Below are 25759 nucleotides of genomic sequence, written 5' to 3' on the forward strand. Positions count from 1 at the left end.
GCGTTCGCGTCGGTCCTACCCCGCGTGATCCGGTCGGGTCACCAGGCGGTCGCGCCGCCGTCGACGGGGTAGTTCGCCCCGGTGATGTACGACGCCCGGTCGGACGCGAGGAAGACCACCAGCTCGGCGACCTCCTCCGGTCGGGCGAAGCGCTTGAGGAGCGTCTTCGCCGTGATGGCGTCCCGGGCCGCCTGGTTGTCGCCGAGGTCCCGCTCACTTGCCGGGGTGAGGATCGGGCCGGGGCTGACGGCCACGGCGCGGATGCCGTGGGGTGCGCCTTCGAGCGCGAGCTGCCGCGTCAGACCGATGACGCCGGCGTTCGCGGCGGTGTGGCCCACCATCGGGGGGACCTGGCCCGCGATCATGCCGGCCATCGAGGCGGCGTTGATGATGACGCCGCCACCGCGCCGGACCAGGTGCGGCCAGGCGAACTTCGACACGAAGTAGGGAATGTCGAGTTCCCCGGTGATGGTGTAGCGCCAGTCCTCCACCGAGAAGTCCGGCATCGGGCCGAAGCGCAGCGCGGCAGCGTTGTTGTAGACCACGTCGAGCCCCCCGTAGACGGTCGCGGCGTCCTCGACCAGCTTCCGGGCCTGTTCCGGGTCGGTCAGGTCGACGGGCGCGATGCTCGTCATCTCCCCGCCGGCCGCCCGGACGAGGTCGACAGTCTCGTTGTTGCCGTCGATCTGGATGTCGGCTCCGACGACCTTCGCGCCCTCGCGGGCGAAGGTGAGCGCCGCGACGCGGCCCAGACCGCCGCCGGTGCCGGTGATGACTACGACCTTGCCGTCAAGCGTTCCCATCGAACTCCTCCTTGCCTGGTCGGGATCCGTTTCCGGTCCCGCAGTTGACGTGTCAATCGCTCAAGTCCCTGACCTGTCGATCGCTTCCCGACGCCAGGGTTCCGGTGACCTGGGAGACAGGCCGGAGTCCGGCCCGCCCGCCAGGTGAGTTCCTCGCCGCAGCGGGAACGTCCCGATCGGTACGCGCCGGCAGCGCGGACCCCGAACCGCTCGGACGACCCGGACGACGCCACCGGGGACGTACGCTTGTCGAACTGTCGTTCAGGGGGTGTGGGTGCGAACTCGGGCAGCCGTGGCGGGTGGAGTGGTGCTCATCCTCGTCGCCGTGATCGCGATCTGGCTCGTCGTCCGGCAGGTCGGAAGTGAACTGCGCCTCCCGCTGGCCGGACGGACCTGCACGGTCCAGGCCGACGGCCAGGTCGCGCTGGACGTCGAGCAGATGGCCAACGCGGCGACCATCGCGGCGATCGGCGCCCAGCGCGGGATGCCGGAGCGGGCCGTGGTGATCGCGCTGGCCACCGCGTACCAGGAGTCGGGGCTGCGCAACCTCGCCGACGGCGACCGGGACTCGGTCGGCCTGTTCCAGCAGCGCCCGAGTCAGGGCTGGGGCACGTCGAAGCAGATCCGCGACCCCCGCTACGCGGCCACCCGGTTCTACAAGGCGCTCAAGAAGGTGCGCGGCTGGGAGAAGATGCGGGTCACCGACGCCGCCCAGCGGGTGCAGCGCTCGGCGTTCCCCGAGGCGTACCAGAAGTGGGCCGACGACTCCGAGGTGCTCACCAGGGCCCTGCTCGGCGACGTCACCGGCGCGGTGGCGTGCACGGTGGGGCGTACGCCTGTGATGCACGGCGCGGCGGCGGCCGCCGAGCTGACCCGCAACCTGGTGCTGGACTGGGGCGTGTCGAGCGCCGACCCGGCCAGCCAGACCGGGCTGGCGGTGACGGCGGGCGACAAACGTGACGGCTGGCGGTACGCGCACTGGCTGGTCTCGCACGCCCAGGACCACGGGGTGAAACGGGTCCGCTTCGGCGACCTGGAGTGGACCGCCCGCAACGGCACCTGGGGCCGGGTCACCGGCGAGCAGGGCCCTGCGGGCCAGGTGGTGGCCGAGGTCTTCGCCGAGGGCTGAGCGACCCGGATCTCTTAACCGGCAGTCACCGCACAATCGGGCACCGCACCACAGGACGCCCAATTCACCCCACACATGTCACTGTGCGCAGCAGTACCGCTGCATGCGGTCTGGCCGAGGCCCGCCCGCGTCGCACGCCCTCCCCGATGCCTGGACAGTCGCGTTACGATCGGCGGCCTGTGCCAGAAATGGTTTCACCTCATGGGGAGGGGTACGACGCGGTGTTCGATTACGGCGACCGGACCGGCTACGAACCGATCAGCGACACTGACCGCAAGGAGTTTCACGAGCAGGGCTTCCTCCTGCTGCGCAACGTCCTGACGGAGGACCACCGGGCGGCGCTGGAGGCGGCTGTCGACCGCGTCTACGCGGAGGAGCAGGCCAAGGGCAACACCAAGAAGGACGGCACGCTGCACCTGCTGGGCTTCCTGGAGCGCGACGAGCTGTTCGGCGAGCTGCTCACCCACCCGATCGCCTTCCCGTACATGTGGGGGCTGGCCGGCTGGAACATCTACACCCACCACAACCACCTGGACGTCACCCCACCGGCCGCCGAGCCGGAGAAACCGTACTGGGGCTGGCACCAGGACGGGTACCGCCAGAACTCCGACCCGGAGACGATGGACCCGAACCTGCCCCGGCCGATGTTCTCGCTGAAGGTCGCGTACGTGCTCTCCGACCTGTCGGAGACCGGCCGCGGCGCCACCAAGGTCATCCCGGGCAGCCACCTGAAGAACTCGCTGCCGCGGCCGGCGGACCTCACCGTGCAGAACCCCGACCCGGAGGGCACGGTGGAGATCACCGCGAACCCGGGCGACGCGTTCATCTTCGACCGTCGGCAGTGGCACTCCCGCTCGACGAACCTGTCGACCATCACCCGCAAGATGCTCTTCGTCGGCTACACCTACCGATGGATCCGCCCGCTCGACGAGCTGCACCCGGACCTGGACGGCGAGTGGTACCGCAACCGCACGCCAGTGCAGCGCCAGCTGATCGGTGAGGGCACCCACACCGCCAACTACTGGGGCATCAACTGGGACGGGTACGTCGACGACGAGATCCCGCTGCGCAAGGAGCTCAAGGAGCGCGGTCTGCTGGACCGCAACGTTCCCTGGCTGCGCTGATCACCGGCGTCTGAGGACGGCTCCCTGCCAACTGTGGCAGGGGGCCGTTCTCGTATCCGCTTCCGGGCCACCCGCTGCCGCGTCGCGGCGACGCCGTCAGCCGCGGAAGGTGAGACGGCGGCGGACCTTCTCCCGGATCGGCTCGGGCAGGTCGTCCGCGTCGAGCAGGCGGGGCAGCAGCTCCGGCTCCAGGCTGGTCGCCCGGAACACCTCACCGATGGTCACCCCGTGGGCGGGCCGGTCCACCACCTCGACCGGGTCGCCGGCGCCCACCTCACCCTCGCGCAGCACCCGCAGGTAAGCCCCCGGGCTGGCCCGCACGGTGAAGCGCCGGATCAGGTCGGGCACTCCCCAGAAACCCGCGAACGTCGTGCAGGGGGTACGGGGCATCGTCACCTGGAGCACCGCCGTACCCACCGCCCACTGCTCGCCGATGACCGCGCCGGTCAGGTCGATGGCGTAGGTGGTCAGGTTCTCCCCGAAGCCGCCCGAGCGGATGGACCGGCCGATCTCGGCCGACCACCACGCGGCGTCCTCCTCGGCGTACGCGTAGACGGCCATGTCCGGCCCGCCGTGCACGGCCCGCTCACCGATGAAGTCACCGGCCAGGCCCTCGGTGAGCACCGACACGGGCCCGTCGACAGGTCGCTTGTCGATGCCGCTGCGACCGCTCGCGTCGCCAGCCCACGCCGCCTCGGTCACGACGCCGATGTTCACCGCTGCCACCCTGCCCGTCATGACGCACAGCCTAGGTGAATTCGCGGTAGGGGACTTCGAGAGATGATGCGCCAGCGCGGCTGGTCCGGATGGAGCGGCTGGCGGACACGACCCCGATCGCTGGCCCCCGGGGCGTCGTGGCCGACCTGTCAGCCCTTGACGGCGCCGGCTACCAGGCCGGAGACCATCCGCCGCTGCACCAGCAGGAAGAAGATGATGACCGGCAGGGTGAACAGGGTGGAGGCGGCCATGACCGGCCCCCAGTTGGTGTCGTCGCGCCCGAAGAAGAACGTCATCGCCACCGGCAGCGTGTAGCGACTCTGGTCGTTGACGAACGTCAACGCGAAGATCAGCTCGTTCCACGCGGTGATGAAGGAGAAGATGCTTGTGGCGACCAGGCCGGGCGCGACAAGCGGGAACAGCACCCGACGGAATGTCTGGGCCCGGCTCGCGCCGTCGATGGCCGCCGCCTCCTCCAGCTCCTTGGGCACGGCGGCGACGAACCCGCGCAGCATCCAGACCGCGAACGGCAGCGAGAAGCCGAGGTACGTGAGGATCAGGCTGGGCAGGGTGTTGTAGAGCCCGAGCCGCTGGATCATCAGGAACAGCGGGATGACCAACGCCTCCAGCGGGATCATCTGCACCACGAGCAGCATGATCAGGAAGCTGGTCCGCAGCTTGAAGCGGAACCGGGCCACCGCCGTCGCGGCGAGCAGCGCGACCAGGCCGCTGAGCACCACGGTCGACACCGCGACGATCGCGCTGTTGACGAAGAAGTCGAAGAAGCTCACGCCGGGGATCAGGTTGCCGGTCAGGATCTCCCGGTAGTGCGCAAGCGTCGGGTGGGTCGGCACCGGCTGCGGGGTGGACGAGAAGATCTCGTTGCTCGGCTTCAGCGAGGTCGAGATCATCCAGTAGACCGGGAACGCCGCGAAGAGCGCGACAAGCAGCCCGGCGGCGTTGAGGGCCACCTTCTTCACGACTCGTCCTCCTGCCTGAGCACCATCCGTACGTAGAAGCCGGTCACCACGAGCAGGATCAGCGTGAGGATCACCGCGATGGCAGCGCCGAGGCCGTACTTCGGCGGCGGAGAGAAGGCTTCGGCGTACGAGTAGATGGAGAGCATGAACGTCGGCCGGTCCTGGGTGCCGCCGGCCAGGACGAACTGCTGGGTGAAGACCTTGAAGTCCCAGATGGTGGAGAGCACGATCAGGATCCCGAAGACCGGGCGCAACAGCGGGAACGTGATCTTCCAGAAGACCCGCCATGGGCTCGCGCCGTCCACCCGGGCCGCCTCGTGCAACTCGCTCGGCACGCTCTTCAGGCCGGCGAGCACGCTCACCGCGATGAACGGGAACGAGTGCCACACGACCACCAGGGTCAGGATGGCGAAGAAGAGCAGCGGCGAGTTGAACCAGCCATAGCCGGTCCAGTCGCTGCGACCGAAGAGGCCGTTGGACAGACCGTCGGGCAGCGCGTTGAACAGCCAGGTGACCAGGCCGCTCGTGTCATCGAAGATCCACTTCCAGACGATCGTGCCGGTCAGCGCCGGGGTGGCCCAGGCAAGCATCACGCAACTGGCGACGAAGGTGGCCATCTTGCGGCCGAGCCGGTTGAGCAGCAGCCCGACCAGGGTGCCGAGCACCATCGTGAGCAGCACGTTGGCCGCGGCGAACAGCACCGTGTTGCGCAGCACCGTCAGGAAGAACGGGTCGGAGAGGATGTCTGTGTAGTTGCCGAGCCCCACCCACGGCCACTCCCGGTCGCCGCGCAACTGCCGGACGCTGTTGAGGCGGTAGAAGGACATCGCCACCACCTGGCCGAGCGGCCAGAGCAGCAGCACCCCGATGATCACCAGGGCGGGCAGGAGCAGCAGGTAGGGCAGGCGGTCCACCCGGCGACGCCGCCGCGCGGGGTTCTCCCGCGCGGCGGCCGTCTCCGGGCTTTTTGTCTGTGAGCTCACTTGCTGTTCAAAATGCCTTCCATCTCACCGGCCGCGTCGGCGGTAGCCTTCTCGACCGTCTTCTGACCCTTCATGACCGAGCTGTTCATCGCCTGGGTCACCGTCTTCGTGCGGCTGACCTCCACCCACTTCGGGGTGAGCGGCGTGAGCTTGGTGTTCTGCATGGTGGTGGCGAACGCCGCCATCACCTTGTCGTTGGCGTACGTGTCGCCGGCGACCAGGTCCTTGTAGACCGGGAAGAAGCCGAGGCTGCTCGCGAAGCTCTGCGCGTTCTTCTTGTTCAGCAGCACGGTCAGGTAGTCCCACGCCAGGTCCTGACGCTCGCTGTCCTTCCAGATCGCCACGTCCGAACCACCGGCGAACCCGGGCGCCGCCTTGCCGTCCGGGCCGGGGATCGGGAACGTACCCCAGACCTTCTCGATCTCGGGGTTGTCCTTCTTGATGGCTGCCTGCTGCCAGCTACCGGCGAACGCCATGGCGGCCTTGCCGGTGGCGAACTGGGTGCGCGCGTCGATCTCGTTCCAGCCGGCGGCGGCCGGCGGGGCCACCTTGTGGACGGTCACGAGGTCGGTCCAGTACTTGACGGCCCGCTGCGCCTCCGGCGTCGTGTAGCCGGACTTCCAGGCGCCACCCTGGTTGGTCGCGATCTCCGCGCCGGCGCCCCAGAGGAAGGAGTAGAAGGGCAGCTCGGAGTTGCCCGGCAGCGCGATGCCGTAGGTGCCCTTCTTCTTCGCCTGCACGGCCTTGGCCACGGTGACCAGGTCGTCCCAGGTCTTCGGCGGCTGCACGCCCGCCTCGGCGAACCAGTCGGTGCGGTAGTAGATCGCCCGCACACCCGCGTACCACGGGACGCCGTACTGCTTGCCGTCGAGCTGCGCGTTGCGCACGAGGTCGGGCAGCAGGTCCTTGCCGTCCGCCCAGCCGCCCATCCGACCACTGACGTCGGCGAGCGCCTCCTGCGCGGCCCAACCCTGGGTCTCGGTGTTGCCCAGCTCGGTGATGTCCGGTCCCTCACCACCGGCGAGCGCGGCCTGGAACTTCTTGGGCGCCTCGAGCCAGGGGATGTATTGCACAACCACATCGGTGTCGGGGTGCTTCTGGCGGAACTCCGCCTCGACGCCGTCGAGGAACTTGTTCTGCGCGTCGCCGCCCTCGCCCATCATCCAGACCGTGAGCTTGCTGTCGTCGGCCGCCTTGTCGTCGGACCCGCCGCAACCGGTCAGCACCATCGCGGCCGAGGCCACTACGGCGGTGACCGGGGCCAGCCGCTTCCACCTGTTCACGCCACTTCTCCCCTCGCGCCGCCTGGAACTTACCTTCTCCGCCGCACCCTAGTACGAAGAAATCCTTTACGACAGTGGGCGGGCGGGCCGAAGCGTGGCGACCGTACCGCAGGGAACCGACCCGAACGGCCCTGGTATCGGGCCGAATCCGGGCACTCTGCCCACGGAAAGAGCGCCCGACCAGTGGTCGGGCGCTCTTTCCGTGGTGCGGTGATGCCAGGTTGTTACCGGGTGACGCGGCGGCGGCCACCCACGCCGGCCACCAGCGCGACCGCGATCGCGGCCACCACGACCTGCACCAGCAGCTCCGTCCAGTCGATACCCGACGTCTCGGTCGCGATACCCATCGCCCGCGCCAGCACCGTACCCAGCAGAGCCGCGCCGATGCCGATCAGCAGGTGCAGCCACATCGGCATGTTCTGCCGACCCGGGACAACCAGGCGGCCGAGCGCCCCGACGATGAGACCAACAACGATGGCAGTGATGATGCCCCACACGGTGAGCTCCACGGTCGCCCTCCTTCTAAGAATGTCTGACACACAATGTGTGCTTCCTGTCGTGGCGACTAAGTTCCCGACCCACCAAAAATCCAAACCGACTTCGTGGCCGAGACGATCACGACTTGGCCAACATGGGCAGCTTCCACCGGGCCAACCCCGGCCGGCCCGGCGCAGGCGCACCCAGCGCACTGCGGGCGCGCGCGGCACCAGCCCGCCGCCCGCCGGCCCGCCGCCCGGGAATGATCGACACCAGCTCGCCGAGATTGGGGTATCGCGGCGGCGGGAGAGGCCCACATCGCCGATGTGGAGTGGATCAAGGCGACGCCGCGCCGATTCGGCCCCGGCTGACCGGACCGTCGAGCCGGCCGACGAACGCCGAGGGGCGCCCGGCCTGTCGGCCGGGCGCCCCTCGGAAGTGGTTCGGTGTTACGGGTGTGCTTGTGTCATCGGGTGACGCGGCGGCGGCCACCCACACCGGCCACCAGCGCGACCGCGATCGCGGCCACCACGACCTGCACCAGCAGCTCCGTCCAGTCGATACCCGACGTCTCGGTCGCGATACCCATCGCCCGCGCCAGCACCGTCCCCAGCAGAGCCGCGCCGACGCCGATCAGCAGGTGCAGCCACATCGGCATGTTCTGCCGACCCGGGACAACCAGGCGGCCGAGCGCCCCGACGATGAGACCAACAACGATGGCAGTGATGATGCCCCACACGGTGAGCTCCACGGTCGCCCTCCTTCTAAGAATGTCTGACACACAATGTGTGCTTCCTGTCGTGGCGACTAAGTTCCCGACCCACCAAAAATCCAAACCGACTCAACCGTGCGGAAGTTGTCGGCGTCGATGCCGGACGGCTGCGTCGATTGGAGGGGAAATACGTCCACACAGGTCAGGCATCATGTTGCCCAGGGCGACGACCTGACGCCACGCCCCAAAAAATTTCCCCGGCCGGGCTCTCGCGCGCGCCCGGCGCCGGTGATCAAGAGGTTCGCGTCAGGATCCGGGTCCCGGCTGACGCAAAGCTCTTGATCACCGCGCGGGGGAGGCCGGCCCAGGCGGGACCCGGGGAGGGGGGTTACTTTTTGGGGGTTTTGCTGTCGGCGGAGTCGGAGGACAGGGCGGCGATGAAGGCCTCCTGCGGCACCTCGACTCGGCCGACCATCTTCATCCGCTTCTTGCCTTCCTTCTGCTTCTCCAGCAGCTTGCGCTTACGGCTGATGTCGCCGCCGTAGCACTTGGCAAGCACGTCCTTGCGGATCGCGCGGATGGTCTCCCGGGCGATGACCCGACTGCCGATGGCCGCCTGGATCGGCACCTCGAACTGTTGGCGCGGGATGAGGGTACGCAGCTTGGCGGCGATCGTGACGCCGTAGTTGTACGCCTTGTCCTTGTGCACGATGGCGCTGAACGCGTCCACCGGCTCGCCGTGCAGCAGGATGTCCACCTTCACCAACTCGGACGCCTGCTCGCCGGAGGGCTCGTAGTCGAGCGAGGCGTAGCCCTTGGTACGGCTCTTCAACTGGTCGAAGAAGTCGTAGATGATCTCGGCGAGGGGCAGCGTGTAGCGCAGCTCCACCCGGTCGGCCGAGAGATAGTCCATGCCGAGCAGGCTGCCGCGCCGGCCCTGGCAGAGCTCCATCACCGCGCCCACGTAGTCGTTCGGCGTCAGGACGGTGGCCCGCACCACCGGCTCGTACACCTCGGCGATCTTGCCGTTGGGGTACTCGCTGGGGTTGGTGACGACGATCTCGGCGCCGTCGTCGGTGATCGCCCGGTACACCACGTTGGGCGCGGTGGAGATCAGGTCGAGGTTGTACTCGCGCTCCAGCCGCTCCCGGATGATCTCCAGGTGGAGGAGGCCGAGGAAGCCGCAACGGAAGCCGAACCCGAGCGCGCCGGAGGTCTCCGGCTCGTAGTCGAGTGCGGCGTCGTTGAGCTTGAGCTTGTCCAGGGCCTCCCGCAGGTTCGGGTAGTCGGACCCGTCGATCGGATAGAGACCGGAGTAGACCATCGGCTTCGGGTCCTTGTAGCCGCCGAGCGCCTCGGCCGCCGGCCGGGAGTTGATGGTGACCGTGTCACCCACCCGGGACTGCCGGACGTCCTTGACGCCGGTGATCAGGTAACCGACCTCGCCGACACCCAGCGCCTCGGCCTTCACCATCTCCGGTGAGATGACGCCGATCTCCAGCAACTCGTGCACCGCGCCGGTGGACATCATCTTGATCCGGTCGCGGGCGCTGATCCGGCCGTCGATGACCCGGACGTACGTGACGACGCCACGGTAGACGTCGTACACCGAATCGAAGATCATCGCCCGGGCGGGCGCCTCGGCGTCGCCGACCGGCGGGATGAACTGGCGGACGATCTCGTCGAGCAGGTGCGATACGCCCTCGCCGGTCTTGCCGGAGACCCGGATGCAGTCGGCGGGGTCGCCGCCGATGAGGTGCGCCAGCTCCTCGGCGTACTTCTCCGGCTGGGCGGCCGGCAGGTCGATCTTGTTGAGCACCGGGATGATGCGCAGGTCGTTCTCGAGGGCCAGGTAGAGGTTGGCAAGGGTCTGCGCCTCGATGCCCTGCGCGGCGTCGACAAGCAGCACGGCGCCCTCGCAGGCGGCCAGCGACCGGGACACCTCGTAGGTGAAGTCGACGTGCCCCGGGGTGTCGATCATGTTGAGCACCGCGTGCTCACCGGCCCGCTCGCCCTCGCGGATGGTCCACGGCATCCGGACGGCCTGGCTCTTGATGGTGATGCCGCGCTCGCGCTCGATGTCCATCCGGTCCAGGTACTGCGCGCGCATCTGCCGGGGGTCGACCACGCCGGTGAGCTGCAACATCCGGTCGGCCAGGGTCGACTTCCCGTGGTCGATGTGGGCGATGATGCCGAAGTTCCGGATGCGACCGGGGTCGGTGGCACCAGGGGCGTTCGCGCCGGGATCGAGCTTCGGTGGCACAGCGGTCCGTTCTGGTCGGCTGACGTGAACAGGCCGGCGCGCCGCCGACCCCCTCCATGTTCCCACGCCGCCGGGGTACGCCCGCTGCGCGGGCGACGGATCGGCCCCGAGAACCTCTCACTCAATGGGCGGCTCGACGAACAGCGCGGCCAGCCGGGGCAGGCGACGCCGGGCCTCCTCCTCGTCGTCGAAGTCCCAGAAATCGTTCAGATCGGGCGTCCGCACCGGCTCGCGGTCCTCCGGCAACTCCGACGCGGTGGCCTTGCGGTACGCGTCCCACGGCACCGAGAGCATCCGCTCGGCGGAGAACTCCTCCCCGCTGAGCGACGCGGCCCGCACCTGGGGCAGCTCGGCCAGCGAGTCGGGGTCGGTGACCGCGCCGGCGAAGACCGCCCGCCCCTGGGTCATCAGCCAGCCCCGGAAGTGCTCGAAGCCGTCCGCCGAGGCGCCGCCGTTGATCAGGTACGCCGCGCCCCACAGGTCCGCCTTGTGCGAGGCCGCCAGCACCCTGCGCTGGTGGTGGGCGTACCCGACGATGTCCTCCGGGTCGCGCTCGGCGAGCAGGGAGACGGCCCGCGCGGCGACCGGCCCCGGCTCTCCCCCGCCCCCGGCGCGGGCCTTGTCGATCAGCTGCCAGAAGTCCTCGGTCCTCATGGCTTGGCAGTCTGGCAGTGTCGCCGCGCGCCGCGCACGTACCCCGGGGCAGCATGGTGGGGTGTCCTCCCCGCCGCTGCCCCCGGTGCCGTACCACGCGGGTGCCCTGCGCCCGTCGTGGCCGGCCCTGCCGGCGGCGCTGCGGGCCGCGATCGCCGGCCGCCTGGGCGCGCCGGTGGTCGCCGCCCGGGTCGCCGCCGCCGGCTTCACCCGGGGCTTCGCCGCCGTGCTCGACACCGCCGACGGCGGCCGGGCCTTCGTCAAGGCGGCACCCGTCGTCGGGCAACCGCGCCTCGTGCAGGGGTACGCGCGGGAGGCCGCGATCCTCGACCGGCTGCCGGCCGGCCTGCCGGCGCCCCGCCTGCGGTGGACGCTAGACGACTCCGGCTGGTTCGCGCTCTGCACCGACGCGGTCGACGGCCACACCCCACGCCTGCCCTGGACGCCCGCCGAGCTGGACGCCACGCTCGCCGCGTACGCCGAGGTCGCCGCCGCCCTGGCCACCCCGCCGGCCGGGCTGACCGCGCTCGGCCTGCCACAGCTCGCCGAGCTGGCCCGCTCGGACATCCTGTGGTGGGAGGAGGTCGCCGCCGGCCGGGAACCGCTCCCGACGCTGCCCGCCGCGGCCCGTGGCCGACTGCCCGAGCTGGTGGCGCTGGAGTCCCGCCTCCCCCGCTACGCGGACGGCGCGACCAGCATGATCCACGGCGACCTGCGGGTGGACAACGTGCTCATCGACGGTGACCGTCGGGCCTGGTTCTGCGACTGGACCTGGGCCTGCTCCGGGCCGGCCTGGTTCGACCTGGCCGGCCTGCTGCTCACCGCATACGCGAGTGGGCTGGACGCCGACCGACTCTTCGCGGGGCACCCGGCGGCGTCGGGCGCTCCCCCGGACGCGCTGGACGCCACCCTGGCGGCGTTGGCCGGCTACTACCTCACCGGAGCGGACGCGACACCCGTGACTGCCTCTCCGCACCGGGTGGCGCACCAGCGGTGGAGCGGCGAACAGGCCCTCGACTGGCTCGCCCGCCGGCAGGGCTGGCGGTGACAGCGGCCACGGCGGCCTCGGCGGCGCGGCGGCCTCGACGGCGCGGCGGCCTCGACGGCGGCAGCCTCGACGGCACGGCAGCCCGTGATCGACTCGGGTTCCTGTAAACCGGGCTGTCAGCTGCGGGCGGACACCCCGATTTCCAGGAAGCCGAGGCGCACGGTTGACGCCTGCGACCCGAGCGGACGCCGTATCCGGCCGAGCCGTTTTGGCTCGTCCCGGGCGACCTGGTAACCTGGCTCTTCGCGCAGCGGTGACGCATGTTCGTCATCCGGCGCACAGAAGCTGACCAACCCGAGCTATCAAGACGAGGCTGTCGCGTGGCGAACATCAAGTCCCAGATCAAGCGCAACCGGCAGAACGAGAAGGCCCGGCTGCGTAACAAGTCGGTCAAGTCGTCGCTGAAGACCGCCGTCCGGAAGTTCAACGAGGCTGCCGAGGCCGGTGACGTCGAGAAGGCCACCGCCCTCATGCTGGACGCCTCTCGCAAGCTGGACAAGGCCGTCAGCAAGGGCGTGATCCACTCCAACCAGGCCGCGAACCGCAAGTCCGCGATCGCGAAGCGCGTGGTGGCTCTCTCCGCCTGACGACTCGCCGTCAGACTGATTCGGAAAGCCCCGGACCATCGGTCCGGGGCTTCCGTGTGCCCACGGATCGGTCGACGTGCTGGCCTCGGCGGGCTCAACGACGCGTCCGCGCTGCCGGCGAAGCAGGCTGACCGACGCGCCCACGCTGCCGGCGAAGCAGGCTGACCGACGCGCCCACGCTGCCGGCGAAGCAGGCTGACCGACACGCCCACGCTGCCGGCGAAGCAGGCTGACCGACACGCCCACGCTGCCGGCGAAGCAGGCGAAGTCGCAGGCACCGGGCTCGGTGCCGGGGTTGGCAGCGCGCTCGGCGGCGGTCAGTCCGACGGGTCGGTACGGCGGGTGGGTCGCACCGGGTCCGCCGTGACCACCACTCCGGTCACGCCGTTCGAGACCCACTCGACCCGGGCCCGGCCGACCACCGGCTCCATCTGCCTGCGGAAACGGTCGCGCTCCTGCTCGGGCACGAGCGCGGCGGAGCGGACCACCACGGCGGCCACCATGTCGTTGAGCTTGACCATCGCCGCCACCACGACGGGCAGCACCAGCACCGCCCACCAGGTCACCAGCTCCGCGAGGGCGAGCAGCACCGCCAGGGCGATGGTGCCCTCGAAGAAGAGGAAGCAGAGCACACCGCCGGGGTTGACGAACCGCAGGCCGAGGAGCCGGGCGTAGAGCGGCCGGTACCGCTCCTCGTCGACGGGCATGGTGGCCCACGCCGCACGGTTGGACCCCGTCACCGGCCGCTGCCCTGCCGGGCGGCCACCACAGAGAAGACCGCGCGTTCCAGGGCGTACGCCCGGTCGTCCGAGCCACCCTTGACGGCCGCGTTGCACTCGGCGGCGACCTGCATGGCCCGGACCAGCCCCTCCGGCGTCCAGCCGCGCCCCTGTCGCTGCGCCCGCTCGATCTTCCAGGCCGGCATCCCGAGACTGCTGGCGAGCTGGTACGGGTTACCCCGCCCGGCCGACGCCACCCGGGCGACCGTACGCACGCCGTCGGCCAGGGCATCGGCGATGGGCACCGGGTCGACACCGACGTGCAGTGCCCAGCGCAGCGCCTCCAGGGCGGCCGGCACGTCGCCGACCATTGTGGCGTCCGCCACCGTGAAGCCGGTCACCTCGACCCGGCCCCGGTAGTAGCGGGCCACCGTCTCGGCGCTGATCCGCCCGTCGGTGTCGGCGATGAGCTGGGAGCAGGCGGCGGCCAGCTCGCGCAGGTCGTTGCCGACGGCCGCGATCAGCGCCTCGGCGGCGTCGTCTGTGCACTTTCCGCCGGCCCGGCGGATCTCGTCGCGGACGAAGGCGACCCGGTCGCGGTGCCCCTTGAGCTTCGCCGCCGGGATCACCGTCGCGCCTGCCGACCGTAGCCCGTCGGCGAACGCCTTGCCCTTGGCGCCGCCCAGGTGCAGCACCAGCAGTTGGACGTCCGGGTCGGGGTTCTTCGCGTACGCCAGCAGCGCGGCGACCAGGTCCTTCCGGGCGTCCTGGCCGGAGCGCAGGATGAGCAGCCGTCGCCCGCCGAACAGCGATGGGCTGAGCATCTCGGCGATCTCACCGACGGTGAGCGCGCCTGCCTGGTACTCGCGGACGTCCGCCTCGGCCTCGACGCTGCGGACCCGCTCGACAGCTTCGGTCACGGCGCGCGTGGCGAGCAACTCCTCGTCGCCGAGGACGAGCAGAATGGGGGCGAGGCTGGCGGGGGTCACGCCGCCCATATTCGCACGGCCAATGGCGGGTACGGGCCTGGTCATTCGCCGCCCGGTCGGTGCAGCCCGCACTAAGCGCAAATCCAGACATTTACCTCGGTTCGCCATCTAATCCGCAAGACGGTCACCATTTCCTCAATTGCGCTGCAATTTCCACGGCAGCGCGGGCCTACCCCACGGTCGACTCTCACGGTGGTCGTCCGGGTCGCACCCCTCGGCGGGCCACCGCGAGGCCGTCGCCGGTCCGGATCGCGGCCAGGTCACCGTCGGTGTCGGTCCGCAGGACCCGGGCGCCGCCCCTGCTCAGCCGGGTCAGAAGCGCCGGGTTCGGGTGCCCGTAGGTGTTGCCCGCGCCGACCGGCACCAAAGCCACCGCCGGTCGTACGGCGGCGAGGAAGCCGTCGTCCTGATACGCCGAGCCGTGGTGGGCGACCTTCAGCACGTCCGCCCTCAGCTGTCCCGGCGCCACCCGGGCCAGCACAGCGTGCTGCTCCTCGGTCTCGGCGTCGCCGGGCAGCAGGATCCGCACGCCGGCGACCGTGGCGCGCAGCAGCAACGAATTGTTGTTCGGGTCGGATCTGGTGCCCGCCAGCGGATACGGCGGACCGAGCACGAGCAGGTCGACGCCGCCGACCCGATGCAGCGCCCCGGCGGTGGTGCCGAGCAACGTGGCCCGCCCGCTCATCGCCGCCGCGCGGACCGCGTCCCGGCCGCTCGCCGGATCCGTCGATGGCGGGGTCAGCACGGCGGTCACCCGCCGGCCCCGGAACACCCCGGCCACCCCGCCCACGTGGTCGACGTGGAAGTGGCTGACCACCAGCAGCGGCACCTCCCGGATGCCGAGCCGCCGCAGGCACCCGTCCACCGCGCCCGGGTCCGGGCCGGCGTCGACCACCACCGCCCGGCCGGGGGCGACGGGCAGCACCAGAGCGTCGCCCTGCCCCACCGCACAGGCCACCACCACCCAACCGGGCGGCGGCCAGCCGGTGGCCAGCAGCCGGACCGGTAGCGTGCCGAGCAGCGCGGCGACGGCGACGACCGCCACCAGCCGGCGCACCAGCTGTCGACGCGCGGCGACCAGCAGCGCCACGGTCAGTGCGGCAAGCAACAGGGCGCCCCACGCGCCGCCCGGCCACGGCAGGGTGCCGGCCGGGAGACGGGCGCCGTGACGGGCGAGGACGACCAGCCACCAGGCCGGCCAGCTGGCCAGCCACGCGACGAACCCGGCGCCGCCCGGCCAGATCGGTGACAGCACGGCAGCCGTCACGCCCAGCACCGTCGCCGGGGCGATCGCCGGCACCGCCAGCAGGTTGGCCGGCACGGCGACCAGGCTGACCGTGCCGGAGATCCCGGCGACGACCGGCCCGCAGGCCACCTGGGCGGCCGCCGGCACCGCCAACGCCTCGGCCAGCCCGGCTGGGACACCCCGGCGGCGCAGCCCGTCGCGCCAGCGCGGCGCGAGCAGCAGCAGACCCCCGGTGGCCAGCACGGACAGCGCGAACCCGGCGTCGCCGGCCAACTCGGGGTCGAGCAGTACCAGCACCGTGACGGCGGCGGCCAGTGCGGGCAGCGCGGCCCGGGGTCGACCGGCGGCCAGCGCGACGAGCCCGATCGCCCCCATCGTGGCGGCCCGGACGACGCTCGGCGACGGGCGGACCAGGATGACGAACCCCACAAGCGCCACCCCGCAGAGCAGGCCGGCGAGCCACGGGCCGGCGCGTGCCCAGCGGGCCAGCAACAGCACCGCGCCCAACACGATCGCCACGTTGCTGCCCGACACGGCGTTGAGGTGTGTCATGCCGGTCGCCCGGAAGTCCTCCTCGACGGCGGGCGGCAGGCGGCTGGTGTCCCCCACCACCAGCCCCGGCAGCAGGCCACCTGGATCGTCGGGGAGGGGCGCACAGGCCCGTTGCAGGCCGGCACGCAGCGTGCCGGCGGCGCGCTGCGCCCAGGACGCCGCACCGTGCCGTTCGGGGGGACCGGTGGCGCCGAGCACCGCGGCGGTGAGATCGCCGCCGCGCGGAACGCCGAGGCGACCCTCGGCGGTCACGTGCTGCCCGGGCAGCAGACCTCGCCAGCCCGGGTCGGTGGCCAGGACCAGCAGCCGCGCCGACGCGCGAATCCGCTGACCGTTCGGACCGGTCAGCCGAATCAGCTCAGTCGACACCAGCAGCATGCCGGGACGGCCGGCGGATCGGATCGGGCGTGGATCATCGTGGACGACCAGCTCGGCGGTGACCGGAGCGCGCTGCTCGGCCAGGTCGCGGATCGGCGGCGCGTCCCGGACAGCCAGGCGGCCGACTGCCGCCGCCGCGCCACAGAGCACGCCGAGGCCGACCACGACGGCGATCCAGCCGTGCCGGCGGGCGAGCGCCCGAGGGTGACCGAGCCGGCCGAGCAGGTGCAGGGCGCTCAGCGCCGACAGCACGGCCGCCGTCCCGCCCGCCAGCACGAGCGGGCGGACGCCGACGTGCAGGCCGGTGAGCGCGGTGAGCCAGGCGGCCACGGCCAGCCCGGCGAGCCGAAGATCCGGCGGCGGAGTCCGAGGTGGGGCTACGGCCGGGCGGCCCGACGGCGTCGGGTGACCGCCGCTCACACCGTCACCAGATCCTTGAGCTGCTCGTAACGCGCGTCACCGATCCCGTCGACCTGGCGCAGGTCACCGACACCCTTGAACCCGCCGTGCTGATCGCGGTAGGCGAGGATCCGCTGGGCGAGCACCGGCCCCACCCCGGGCAGCGCGTCGAGCTGCGCCAGCGTCGCGGTGTTGAGGTTCAGCGCGCCGCCGACCGCCGGCGATCCGGCGGCCGCCGGATCGGCCCCACCCCCCGGCGCGGATGGTGGCGTCACTCCGACCACGATCAACTCGCCGTCGGTGACCTTGCGGGCGGGGTTGAGCAGCGCCACGTCGACCCCGGGCAGCGGACCGCCGGCCGCCTGCACGGCGTCGCCGAGCCGCGCTCCGGCCGGCAGGCGCACCAACCCGGGCCTGCGGACCTTGCCCGCGACCGCCACCACCAGCTCGCCGGCCGCCGACGCGCTCCCCTGCTCCGCCGCAACGGCCGGGGCCGCCTCGCCTGTCGACGGGGCGACCGGTTCCGCGTGCGGCCGCGACCGCCAGGCCCAACCCGCTGCGGCCAGCACCACCACGAGGGCGACGACCGCCAGCGCCCGCACGCCGCGCCGCCCCGGATCGAACGCCCCGGGGCCGGGCAGCCGTGCCGCACCGCCGTCGGCATCGGGGGGCACGTCCGCCGCCAGGTTGATCGACGGCGCACCGGCCCGGGGTGACGGCGCACCGGCCCGGGGTGGCGGCGCACCGAACGGGGGCACCCCCGCGAGCGGCACGCCGCCACCCGTCGGGGCCGTCAACCGGCGCAGACGCTGGCGTACCTCTGTCTCCTCGTCCTGCGACACACCGCGACGCTAGGACGATGGGCGGTACGCCGGGGCGCTGCGGCCTCGACCTGTGGACAGCCGGCGCCACTGTGGACAACGCCCTGATCATGTCCTGATCTGCTACCGGCCCGCTCGGGCAACGACAGTCGCGGCGCACCGGGGTCGGGCACGGGAGGTAGCGCGGGCGCATGGACAGCCATTAATGTTAGAGGTGTGACGTGTGACGTCACGGTGCACCAGCGCCCAGCGGATCGATCCCGTGCCGCGCCCACCCACCGGAAACGGGCACGCGGCACGTCCCGCACCGCGGACCCGTGCCGTCCCACCGAGGCGCGCCCGCACGACGGACACCCCCTCCGTCGACGTCCGTCGGCTCCCTGGCCGCCATCCATCCCCACCACCCACCACCCACCACCCACCACCAAGTGAAGAGGAATCCATGGACGTGAAGACAAGGTTGAGCCGTCTGCTGGCCGCCGCGGGGACCCTGCTGGTCCTCGCCGCCGGCGCCGGCGCCTACGTGGTCTCGGAGTCGCCAGGCGTCGCCCGGGCCGCCGGCACCGGCCCGTGTGACATCTACGCCTCCGGCGGCACGCCGTGCGTGGCCGCGCACAGCACCACCCGAGCCCTGTACGGCGCGTACAACGGCCCGCTCTACCAGGTCCGCCGCTCGTCGGACAACACCACCCGCGACGTCGGCGTGCTCGCTGCCGGCGGCGTCGCCAACGCCGCCACGCAGGACACGTTCTGCGCCAACACGAACTGCGTGATCACGATCATCTACGACCAGTCCGGCCGCAACAACCGTCTCACCCAGGCGCCTCCGGGCGGCTTCAGCGGCCCCGCCGCAGGCGGGTACGACAACCTCGCCGACGCGAAGGCGGCACCTGTCACCATCGGCGGCCAGAAGGCGTACGGCGTCTACATCGCCCCCGGCACCGGCTACCGCAACAACAACACCAACGGCGTCGCGACCGGCGACCAGCCCGAGGGCATCTACGCCGTCGTCGACGGCACGCACTACAACCAGTGGTGCTGCTTCGACTACGGCAACGCGCAGACAAACGTCCAGGCGGACGAACGCGCCATCATGGAGACCGTCTACTTCGGCGCGAACAAGCAGTGGGGCTACGGCGCCGGCGCCGGCCCCTGGATCATGGCCGACCTCGAGTGGGGGCTCTTCTCCGGGGTGAACGCCGGCTACAACAACATCGCGCCCATCAACCACCGCTTCGTGACCGCCATGGTCAAGGGCGAGCCGAACCACTGGGCGATCCGGGGTGGGAACGCGCAGTCGGGCGGCCTGACCACCTACTTCGACGGTCGACGCCCCAACGGCTACAACCCCATGAAGAAGGAGGGGGCGATCCTGCTCGGTATCGGTGGCGACAACAGCATCACCGGCCGGGGCACCTTCTTCGAGGGTGTGTTGACGTCCGGCTACCCGTCGGCCGCCACCGACGACGCCGTCCAGGCCAACATCGCCGCTGCCGCCTACACCCCCGCCGGCGGTGCGAACCCGCAGCAGAACGCCCAGGTCGTGGGCGCCCAGTCCGGCCGCTGCGTGGACGTCCCCAACGGCACGACCACCAACGGCACCCAGGTGCAGCTCTGGGACTGCATCAGCAACAGCGCCGCCCAACGCTGGACCTACACCAGCGGAAAGCAGATCCAGGTGTACGGCAACAAGTGCCTCGACGCCAACGGCCAGGGCACCACAAACGGCACCCAGGTGATCATCTGGGACTGCAACGGTCAGGCCAACCAGCAGTGGAACCTCAACTCCAACGGCTCCATCAGCGGCGTCCAGTCGGGGCTCTGCCTCGACGCCAACGGCGCCGGCACCGCGAACGGCACGAAGATCATCCTCTGGGCCTGCAACGGGCAGCAGAACCAGCAGTGGGCCCTGCGTAGCTGATCAGGCAACCGGCGTGCCGCCTCGGCGTCAGCACCACGACGCGGAGGCGGCACGCCCGCGCCGGATCAGCGGATCAGCGGGCCTCCGGGTCGAGGCCGAGCACCGCTCGTCCGCCGTCGACAGGCAGCGTCACCCCGTTGACGAAGCTCGCCGCCGGCGACAGCAGGTACGCGACAGCCTCCGCCACCTCCTCGGCACGCCCGATCCGGCCCACCGGGTGTAGCCGGGTCAGCTCGGCGTCTATCCATTCGGCCTGCGACGGCTCCTGAGCGGCGAGGAACTCGGCGTGCCGCTCGGTGGCGATCGAGCCGAGCGCGACGGCGTTGGCGCGGATGCCGTGCCGCCCGTACTCGACGGCAAGCGCCCGGGTCAGCCCCTCCACGGCTGCCTTCGCCGTGGCGTACGGCAGGGCGCCCGACACCGGCCGGCGGGCCTGGTGCGACGAGACGTTCACGATGGCCCCGCCCGTGCCGGCGGCCAGGAACCGGCGGACCGCCACCGCCGCGCCCACCACGGCCGGACGCAGGTTCAGCCCGATCAGGTCCAGGACGGTGTCGGCCGATGCCGAGTGCAGCGCCGCGTCCCGGAAGACTGCGGCGTTGTTCACCCAACCGGTGAGACGGGCGGCGCGCTCCGCCACCTCGGCGGCGCGCTCGGCAACCCGCTCGTCGCCGGCGTCGCCGACCACCGACAGCAGGCGGTCGGCGGCCGGGTGCCTGGCCAGCCAGTCCACCGCCTCGGTGTCGCGCTCCACCACGACGACTGTGACGCCTGTCGTCACCAACCGTTGCACCACGGCCCGGCCGACGCCACGGCCGCCACCTGTCACCACACACGCGGTGGCCACCGGCTCAGCCCTCCGACCGCCGGTGGACGACCACACACGCCAGGCCCGGGCCGGCGTGCGCGGCGACGACCGCGCCGGCCTCGGAGACGTACGTGTCGTGCAGCCGTGCCCCGAGCCGCCCGGTGAGCGCGGCGAGCAGCGCGTCGGCGCGTTGCGGCGCGGCCAGGTGGTGCACGCCGAGGTCCACGTCGTCGTCGCCGGCCGACTCGACGGCCAGGTCGACGAGACGTGCCACTCCCCGGCTGGCGGTACGGACCTTCTCGCGCAGCACGATCGCCCCGTCCGGCATGTGCATGATCGGCTTGACCGACAGGGCGGTGCCGAGCAGCGCCTCGGCCGCGTTGATCCGGCCGCCCCGGCGGAGGAACTCCAACGTGTCGACGTAGAACCAGACGGTGGTCCGGGCGACGGAGGCGAGCGCCGCGTCGCGTACACCGGCGAGGTTCGCCCCGGCCTCGGCGGCCCTGGCGGCCGCGATGGCCGGGAAGCCGAGTCCCATGCCTGCGGAGCGGCTGTCGACGACCTCGACGCGGCCGTCGAAGTCGGCTGCGGCCAGCCGGGCCGCCTCGACGGTGCCGGACAGGCCTGCGGACAGGTGCACCGAGACGACGCCGTCGGCGCCGTCGTCGAGGAGGCGGCGGTACGTCCGGGTGAACTGCTCGGGCGCCGGGCGGGAGGTGCTGGCCGAGACCCGCCGCTCGCGCAGCGCCCGGGTGGCGTCGGCGGGCTGGGTCTCCACCCCCTCCAGACCCTCCGCGCCGTTGAGCACGACGGTAAGCGGGACGACTGTCAGCCGGTGCCGCCGCACCAGCTCGGGTGGGAGGTAGGCGGTGGAGTCGGTGACGACCGCGACGGGCATGCCCGGCACGCTAGCCGATCACGACGGGATACGCCGAGGCGTGAGCGCCCCGGCTTCGGGCGGGAACGGCGCTCAGACCGCTTCGACGACGGCCGGCGCGGTGACCAGGCCGACGTTGTGCCCCCGCAGCTGCCAACCCCTGGCGTCCTGGGGACGGCCGACTGCCGGCGCGCCGGGTGCGTGCCGCAGCTCGGTCCAGTGGCAGTTGGCAAGCGAGCCGATGGTGCGCAGCACGTCGGGAGGCCAGCCGAGCAGGTGGCCGACGCCCTGGCGGGAGCTGCCGCCGTGGGTGGCGATGACCACCGTGCCGTCGGGGGCCGCGTCGGCCGCTTCCCGCAGGGCTGCGGCGACTCGTTCGCCCAGGTCGTGCAGCGGTTCCAGATCGGCGCCCGGGTCGGGGTCGCCGGCCCGCCAGCGGGCGTACTCGTCTCCGAAGCGCTCGGCGACCTCGGTGAGGTGCAGGCCCTGCCACTGGCCGAAGTGCCGTTCGCGCAGCCGGGCGTCGGTGCGGACCGGCAGCCCGGTCAGCGCGGCCAACGCCGCCGCGGTCTCCGTGGCGCGGCTCAGGTCGCTGGACACGATCGCGTCGGGACGCAACGAGGCGAGCAGCGGGGCGGCGGCGCGGGCCTGGTCGCGGCCAAGCTCGTTGAGGGGTACGTCGGAGTGCCCCTGGACGCGGTTGGCGGCGTTCCAGTCGGTGTTGCCGTGCCGCCAGACGATCAGCCGGGTCATTCGGCTGCGGCGGTCCCGCCGGCGTCGGCCTCGACCAGGTCGCGGTCGACGAACGGGATGGTGGGGCAGTCCTTCCAGAGCCGGTCGAGCCCGTAGAACTCGCGCTCCTCGGTGTGCTGGACGTGCACCACGATGTCGACGTAGTCGAGCAGCACCCAGCGGCCGCCACGCTCACCCTCGCGCCGGATCGGCTTGGCCTTCTCCGGAAGCTCCAGCAGGCGCTCCTCGATGGCGTCGACGATGGCGAGCACCTGACGCTCGTTGGGGGCGGCGGCGAGCAGGAACGCGTCGGTGATGGCGAGCTGGTCGCCGACGTCGATGATCGAGATGTCCTGCGCCTTCTTGTCGGCGGCGGCCTGGGCGGCAGCGATAGCCAGCTCGTGAGCGCGTTCGGAAACTGTCACCGTTCTCCTTCGATCAACCGTGCGATCCTCCAAGCGTCTCACACCCGGCGAGGTGCCGACCCGTCAGTTCTGGTCGGTTAGGCGCATGAAACGGTGCATATCGGACGGGATCAGAGCTGATAGAGGCGTCGCTTGGCGATGTACTGCACCACACCGTCGGGCACCAAGTACCACACCGGCTCGCCCCGGGCCACCCGCGCCCGGCAGTCGGTCGACGAGATGGACATCGCGGGCACCTGGATCAGGCTTACCGTGTCCGCCGGAAGGTGCTCGTCGGTAAGCGGAAAGCCGGGTCGGGTCACCCCGATGAAGTGGGCCAGCTCGAAGATCTCGTCCAGGTCCTTCCAGGACAGGATCCGTTGCAGCGCGTCCGCGCCGGTGATGAAGAACAGCTGCACCTTGGGGCCGTACTCGGCCTGGAGGTCGCGCAGGGTGTCGACGGTGTAGGTCGGACCACTGCGGTCGATGTCGACCCGACTGACCTGGAACCGCGGGTTGGAGGCGGTGGCGATGACAGTCATGAGGTACCGGTCCTCGGCGGGGCTGACCGGCTCGTCAGCCTTCTGCCAGGGCTGCCCGGTCGGGACGAAGACCACCTCGTCCAGGCCGAAGCGGTCGGCCACCTCGCTGGCCGCGACGAGGTGCCCGTGGTGGACCGGGTCGAAGGTGCCGCCCATGATCCCGATCCGCCGGATATCTTCCTCCACCCTGCGATCGTAGGCCGGGCGTCCGGGCCGACCGTTCCGGCCCGGCAACGGCGACGTCAAGCCGCCTCGCGCTGATCGTCTCGGCCTCCTGCCGAGGATCGACTCGCCCTCCTGGAAATCGGCCCATCGCACCCGTCGGGACACCGCGGCTTCAGGAAAAGCGAGTCGATCACTCTGGTCGCGGACCGGCGAGTCGATCACCCCGGCCGCGGACCGGCGAGTCGATCACCCCGGCCGCGGACCGGCGAGTCGATCACTCCGGTCGCGGACCGGCGAGTCGATCACTCTGGTCGCGGACCCGGCGCGGAGAGCGGCGCGGGGAGGTCGCGGTGCGGGCGCCGATGTGCTTATACTCGTCTACGAGTAATCGCCTACGAGCAAGGGGGCGTGTCGTGCCGAAGCGGCGCAAGGTCGGCAATCTGCTGGCGCTGGCCGTGCTGTCCGCGCTGGTCCAGCGGCCCATGCACCCGTACGAGATCGCCACAGCCCTGCGCGCCTGGGGCAAGGACCAGGACATGGAGTTCAAGTGGGGATCCTTCTACACGGTGATTCGCAATCTGGACAAACACCGCATGATCGAGGCGGTGGAGAGCGTCCGTGATTCCCGGCGCCCGGAACGCACCGTCTACCGGATCACCGAAGTGGGGCGGGCGGAGCTTGTCGACTGGGCCCGTGAGCTGGTCGCCACCCCGATGCCGGAGCAGCCCCGCTTCCGCGCCGGGCTGTCCGTCCTCGCCGTGCTGCACCCCGACGAGGCCACCGACCTGCTGCGGCAGCGGCTGGCCCTGCTGGAGGACGCGCTCCGCCTCGACCGCGAGACGCTCGACGCCTACCTGCGGGACATCCCCCGGCTGTTCCTGGTGGAGGCGGAGTACGACCTGGCCATGCGAGCCGCGGAGGCGACCTGGCTGCGAGCCCTGCTCGCCGAGCTGACCTCCGGAAGTTACCCGGGGCTCGACATGTGGCGGGCCTTCCACGAGACCGGCGAGATACCTGCCGAGCTGATCGAGCTGGCGGAGAGGACCAGCAGCGCCCCGGACACCACCGACTGAGCAGACAGCTCCGGCGGGGTGCGCCAACACCCCGCCGGAGCCCTACCTCGAACCGACACCTGAGCAGGCACCCGGCCCGAAGCGGCAAGCACGAGGATAACCGGGTTCCCTCCCAGGTCGGTTTCGCACGCACACACCGACACCCAGGGAGAGAGCATGACCACGGTACGAACCGCGATCGTCATCGGCGGCGGCATCGCCGGCCCGGTGACGGCGCTCGCGCTCCACCGCGCCGGCATCACCGCCACCGTTCACGAGGCTTACCCGGCCACCGCGAGTGGGGTGGGCGGCATCGGCGGCACCCTCGCGCTCGCGCCCAACGGCGTGGCGGCCCTGCGCGCGGTCGGCGCCGACGAGGCGGTGACGGCGACCGCCACCCCGATCGACCGCAGCGTCATGGCCGTCGGACGTCGGCGCATCGACCTGCCCACGCTGGCCGGGGTGCCGCCGCTGCGCGTGGTGCACCGGGCCCAGCTGCACCGCGTGCTGCACGACCGGGCGGCCGCCGAGGGCGTCGCCTTCGCGTACGGCCGGCGGCTGGTGGCCGTCGAGCAGACCGACAGCGGCGTGACCGCCCGGTTCGAGGACGGCAGCACGGCCACCGCCGATGTCCTGGTCGGCGCGGACGGCATCCGGTCCACGGTCCGTGGCCTCATCGACCCGGCCGCGCCCGGCCCCCGGTTCACCGGGCTGCTCAGTTTCGAGGCGGTTGCCCGCCACGAGGTGGACGCCGAGGCGGGCACCATGACGTTCGCGTTCGGGCGACGTGGCTACTACCTCTACTGGCCGGAGCCCGGCGGCGGCACCCGCTGGGGCGCCAACCTGCCGCAGCAGCGACCGCTGAGTCTCGTCGAGGCTCGCGCGGTGCCGGCGGACCAGTGGCTGGAGACGCTGCGCACCAGCTACGGCGACGACGACCCGGGCCGGGAGCTGATGGCCACAAGCGCCGCCGACGAACTCCAGGTCGCCGGCTCGTTGCAGATCATGCCGCCCGTGCCGCACTGGCACCGGGGGCGGATGGTGCTTGTCGGCGACGCGGCGCACGCGCCGTCGAACAGCTCCGGGCAGGGCGCCTCGCTCGCCATCGAGAGTGGGGTGCAGCTCGCCCGCTGCCTGCGGGACCTGCCCGACGTGGCGTCGGCGTTCGACGCGTACGTGCGGCTGCGCCGGGACCGGGTCGAGAAGGTCGCCGCCCGCGCGGCGCGGATCAACCACGCCAAGGCGCCGGGGCCGGTCGCCCGAACGCTGATGCCGCTGCTGATGCCGCTGCTCATGCGGACCGCGATGGACCCGGAGCGGACCATCGCCCACGAGCAGCGCTACGTCATCGACTTCGACGCCCCCGTGACGGCGGAGACCGCGCTGCGGTGAAC

The 25759-nt window shown here is 71.5% G+C and carries 25 protein-coding genes; 7 read left to right on the forward strand and 18 right to left on the reverse strand.

The window, feature by feature from the left end; translation table 11 throughout:
* Positions 1-38 precede the first annotated feature (38 nt).
* A complete protein-coding gene (locus OOJ91_RS14470; RefSeq protein ID WP_266245128.1) occupies positions 39-803 on the reverse strand; it encodes an SDR family NAD(P)-dependent oxidoreductase in 765 nt (254 codons plus the stop codon).
* A gap of 274 nt (positions 804-1077) precedes the next feature.
* On the opposite strand from OOJ91_RS14470, the gene OOJ91_RS14475 reads away from it, so the two are divergent.
* Both OOJ91_RS14475 and OOJ91_RS14480 read left to right on the forward strand, forming a co-directional pair.
* Complete coding sequence (locus tag OOJ91_RS14475; RefSeq protein ID WP_439117039.1) at positions 1078-1932, forward strand: hypothetical protein; 855 nt, start codon at positions 1078-1080, stop codon at positions 1930-1932.
* 221 nt (positions 1933-2153) lie between these two features.
* Positions 2154-3056 carry a phytanoyl-CoA dioxygenase family protein gene (locus tag OOJ91_RS14480; protein WP_266245131.1) on the forward strand — a complete coding sequence of 301 codons (903 nt, stop codon included), beginning with the start codon at positions 2154-2156 and terminating at the stop codon, positions 3054-3056.
* 96 nt (positions 3057-3152) lie between these two features.
* Here OOJ91_RS14480 and OOJ91_RS14485 read toward each other — a convergent pair whose 3' ends face one another.
* The 8 genes from OOJ91_RS14485 to OOJ91_RS14520 form a co-directional block, all read right to left on the reverse strand.
* Entirely contained in the window at positions 3153-3794 is a 642-nt protein-coding gene (locus OOJ91_RS14485) for an MOSC domain-containing protein (RefSeq protein ID WP_266245132.1), read from the reverse strand.
* Between the two features lie 128 nt (positions 3795-3922).
* Positions 3923-4753, reverse strand: a complete 831-nt coding sequence (locus tag OOJ91_RS14490; RefSeq protein WP_266245133.1) for a carbohydrate ABC transporter permease — start codon at positions 4751-4753, stop codon at positions 3923-3925.
* Positions 4750-5736, reverse strand: a complete 987-nt coding sequence (locus OOJ91_RS14495) for a carbohydrate ABC transporter permease (RefSeq protein WP_266245134.1) — start codon at positions 5734-5736, stop codon at positions 4750-4752. The genes OOJ91_RS14490 and OOJ91_RS14495 overlap by 4 nt, the downstream gene beginning before the upstream one ends.
* Positions 5733-7019, reverse strand: coding sequence for a sugar ABC transporter substrate-binding protein (locus OOJ91_RS14500; protein ID WP_266245135.1), 1287 nt, complete (start codon positions 7017-7019; stop codon positions 5733-5735). The genes OOJ91_RS14495 and OOJ91_RS14500 overlap by 4 nt, the downstream gene beginning before the upstream one ends.
* A 224-nt stretch (positions 7020-7243) precedes the next feature.
* A complete protein-coding gene (locus OOJ91_RS14505; RefSeq protein WP_266245137.1) occupies positions 7244-7528 on the reverse strand; it encodes a GlsB/YeaQ/YmgE family stress response membrane protein in 285 nt (94 codons plus the stop codon).
* A gap of 434 nt (positions 7529-7962) precedes the next feature.
* A complete protein-coding gene (locus OOJ91_RS14510; RefSeq protein WP_266245139.1) occupies positions 7963-8247 on the reverse strand; it encodes a GlsB/YeaQ/YmgE family stress response membrane protein in 285 nt (94 codons plus the stop codon).
* 349 nt (positions 8248-8596) lie between these two features.
* A complete protein-coding gene (gene lepA, locus OOJ91_RS14515) occupies positions 8597-10471 on the reverse strand; it encodes a translation elongation factor 4 (protein ID WP_266245142.1) in 1875 nt (624 codons plus the stop codon).
* 117 nt (positions 10472-10588) lie between these two features.
* On the reverse strand, positions 10589-11125 hold the full coding sequence (locus OOJ91_RS14520; protein WP_266245144.1) for a DUF4240 domain-containing protein: 537 nt from the start codon (positions 11123-11125) through the stop codon (positions 10589-10591).
* Between the two features lie 61 nt (positions 11126-11186).
* Between OOJ91_RS14520 and OOJ91_RS14525 the strand changes: the two genes are divergently transcribed.
* Together OOJ91_RS14525 and rpsT are read left to right on the forward strand one after the other, a co-directional pair.
* Entirely contained in the window at positions 11187-12173 is a 987-nt protein-coding gene (locus OOJ91_RS14525; protein ID WP_266245146.1) for a phosphotransferase, read from the forward strand.
* A 320-nt stretch (positions 12174-12493) separates the two neighbouring features.
* A complete protein-coding gene (gene rpsT / locus OOJ91_RS14530; RefSeq protein ID WP_007464006.1) occupies positions 12494-12760 on the forward strand; it encodes a 30S ribosomal protein S20 in 267 nt (88 codons plus the stop codon).
* Positions 12761-13077: 317 nt separating this feature from the next.
* Here the strand turns inward: rpsT and OOJ91_RS14535 are convergent, their stop codons facing one another.
* The 4 genes from OOJ91_RS14535 to OOJ91_RS14550 all read right to left on the reverse strand — a co-directional run bounded on the left by OOJ91_RS14535 (position 13078) and on the right by OOJ91_RS14550 (position 17885).
* Entirely contained in the window at positions 13078-13467 is a 390-nt protein-coding gene (locus OOJ91_RS14535; RefSeq protein ID WP_266245399.1) for a hypothetical protein, read from the reverse strand.
* Positions 13468-13496: 29 nt separating this feature from the next.
* Positions 13497-14477 carry a DNA polymerase III subunit delta gene (gene holA / locus OOJ91_RS14540; protein WP_266245150.1) on the reverse strand — a complete coding sequence of 327 codons (981 nt, stop codon included), beginning with the start codon at positions 14475-14477 and terminating at the stop codon, positions 13497-13499.
* A gap of 178 nt (positions 14478-14655) precedes the next feature.
* The gene (locus tag OOJ91_RS14545; protein ID WP_266245151.1) at positions 14656-17064 is read right to left on the reverse strand and encodes a ComEC/Rec2 family competence protein; all 2409 of its coding nucleotides are present in this window, start codon (positions 17062-17064) and stop codon (positions 14656-14658) included.
* Positions 17061-17885 carry a helix-hairpin-helix domain-containing protein gene (locus OOJ91_RS14550; protein WP_266245152.1) on the reverse strand — a complete coding sequence of 275 codons (825 nt, stop codon included), beginning with the start codon at positions 17883-17885 and terminating at the stop codon, positions 17061-17063. Before OOJ91_RS14550 ends, OOJ91_RS14545 begins: the two co-directional genes overlap by 4 nt.
* Positions 17886-18306: 421 nt before the next feature.
* Between OOJ91_RS14550 and OOJ91_RS14555 the strand changes: the two genes are divergently transcribed.
* Positions 18307-19785 carry an arabinofuranosidase catalytic domain-containing protein gene (locus OOJ91_RS14555; protein WP_266245153.1) on the forward strand — a complete coding sequence of 493 codons (1479 nt, stop codon included), beginning with the start codon at positions 18307-18309 and terminating at the stop codon, positions 19783-19785.
* 73 nt (positions 19786-19858) lie between these two features.
* Here OOJ91_RS14555 and OOJ91_RS14560 read toward each other — a convergent pair whose 3' ends face one another.
* From OOJ91_RS14560 to nadD, 5 genes are all read right to left on the reverse strand, one after another.
* Entirely contained in the window at positions 19859-20632 is a 774-nt protein-coding gene (locus tag OOJ91_RS14560) for an SDR family NAD(P)-dependent oxidoreductase (RefSeq protein WP_266245154.1), read from the reverse strand.
* 4 nt (positions 20633-20636) lie between these two features.
* Positions 20637-21491 (reverse strand): DegV family protein, encoded by an 855-nt coding sequence (locus tag OOJ91_RS14565; protein ID WP_266245155.1) that lies wholly within the window; start codon positions 21489-21491, stop codon positions 20637-20639.
* 72 nt (positions 21492-21563) lie between these two features.
* A complete protein-coding gene (locus OOJ91_RS14570) occupies positions 21564-22223 on the reverse strand; it encodes a histidine phosphatase family protein (RefSeq protein WP_266245156.1) in 660 nt (219 codons plus the stop codon).
* Positions 22220-22627: a ribosome silencing factor gene (gene rsfS / locus OOJ91_RS14575; RefSeq protein WP_266245157.1), complete on the reverse strand. Its 408-nt coding sequence runs from the start codon at positions 22625-22627 to the stop codon at positions 22220-22222. Before rsfS ends, OOJ91_RS14570 begins: the two co-directional genes overlap by 4 nt.
* 110 nt (positions 22628-22737) lie before the next feature.
* Entirely contained in the window at positions 22738-23334 is a 597-nt protein-coding gene (gene nadD, locus OOJ91_RS14580) for a nicotinate-nucleotide adenylyltransferase (RefSeq protein ID WP_266245158.1), read from the reverse strand.
* A 392-nt stretch (positions 23335-23726) separates the two neighbouring features.
* Between nadD and OOJ91_RS14585 the strand changes: the two genes are divergently transcribed.
* Complete coding sequence (locus OOJ91_RS14585; protein ID WP_266245159.1) at positions 23727-24386, forward strand: PadR family transcriptional regulator; 660 nt, start codon at positions 23727-23729, stop codon at positions 24384-24386.
* Between the two features lie 156 nt (positions 24387-24542).
* Positions 24543-25757, forward strand: a complete 1215-nt coding sequence (locus OOJ91_RS14590; protein ID WP_266245160.1) for an FAD-dependent monooxygenase — start codon at positions 24543-24545, stop codon at positions 25755-25757.
* Positions 25758-25759: the final 2 nt, after the last annotated feature.

It is taken from the genome of Micromonospora lupini (assembly GCF_026342015.1).
GTDB classification, from domain to species: Bacteria; Actinomycetota; Actinomycetes; order Mycobacteriales; family Micromonosporaceae; genus Micromonospora; species Micromonospora lupini_B.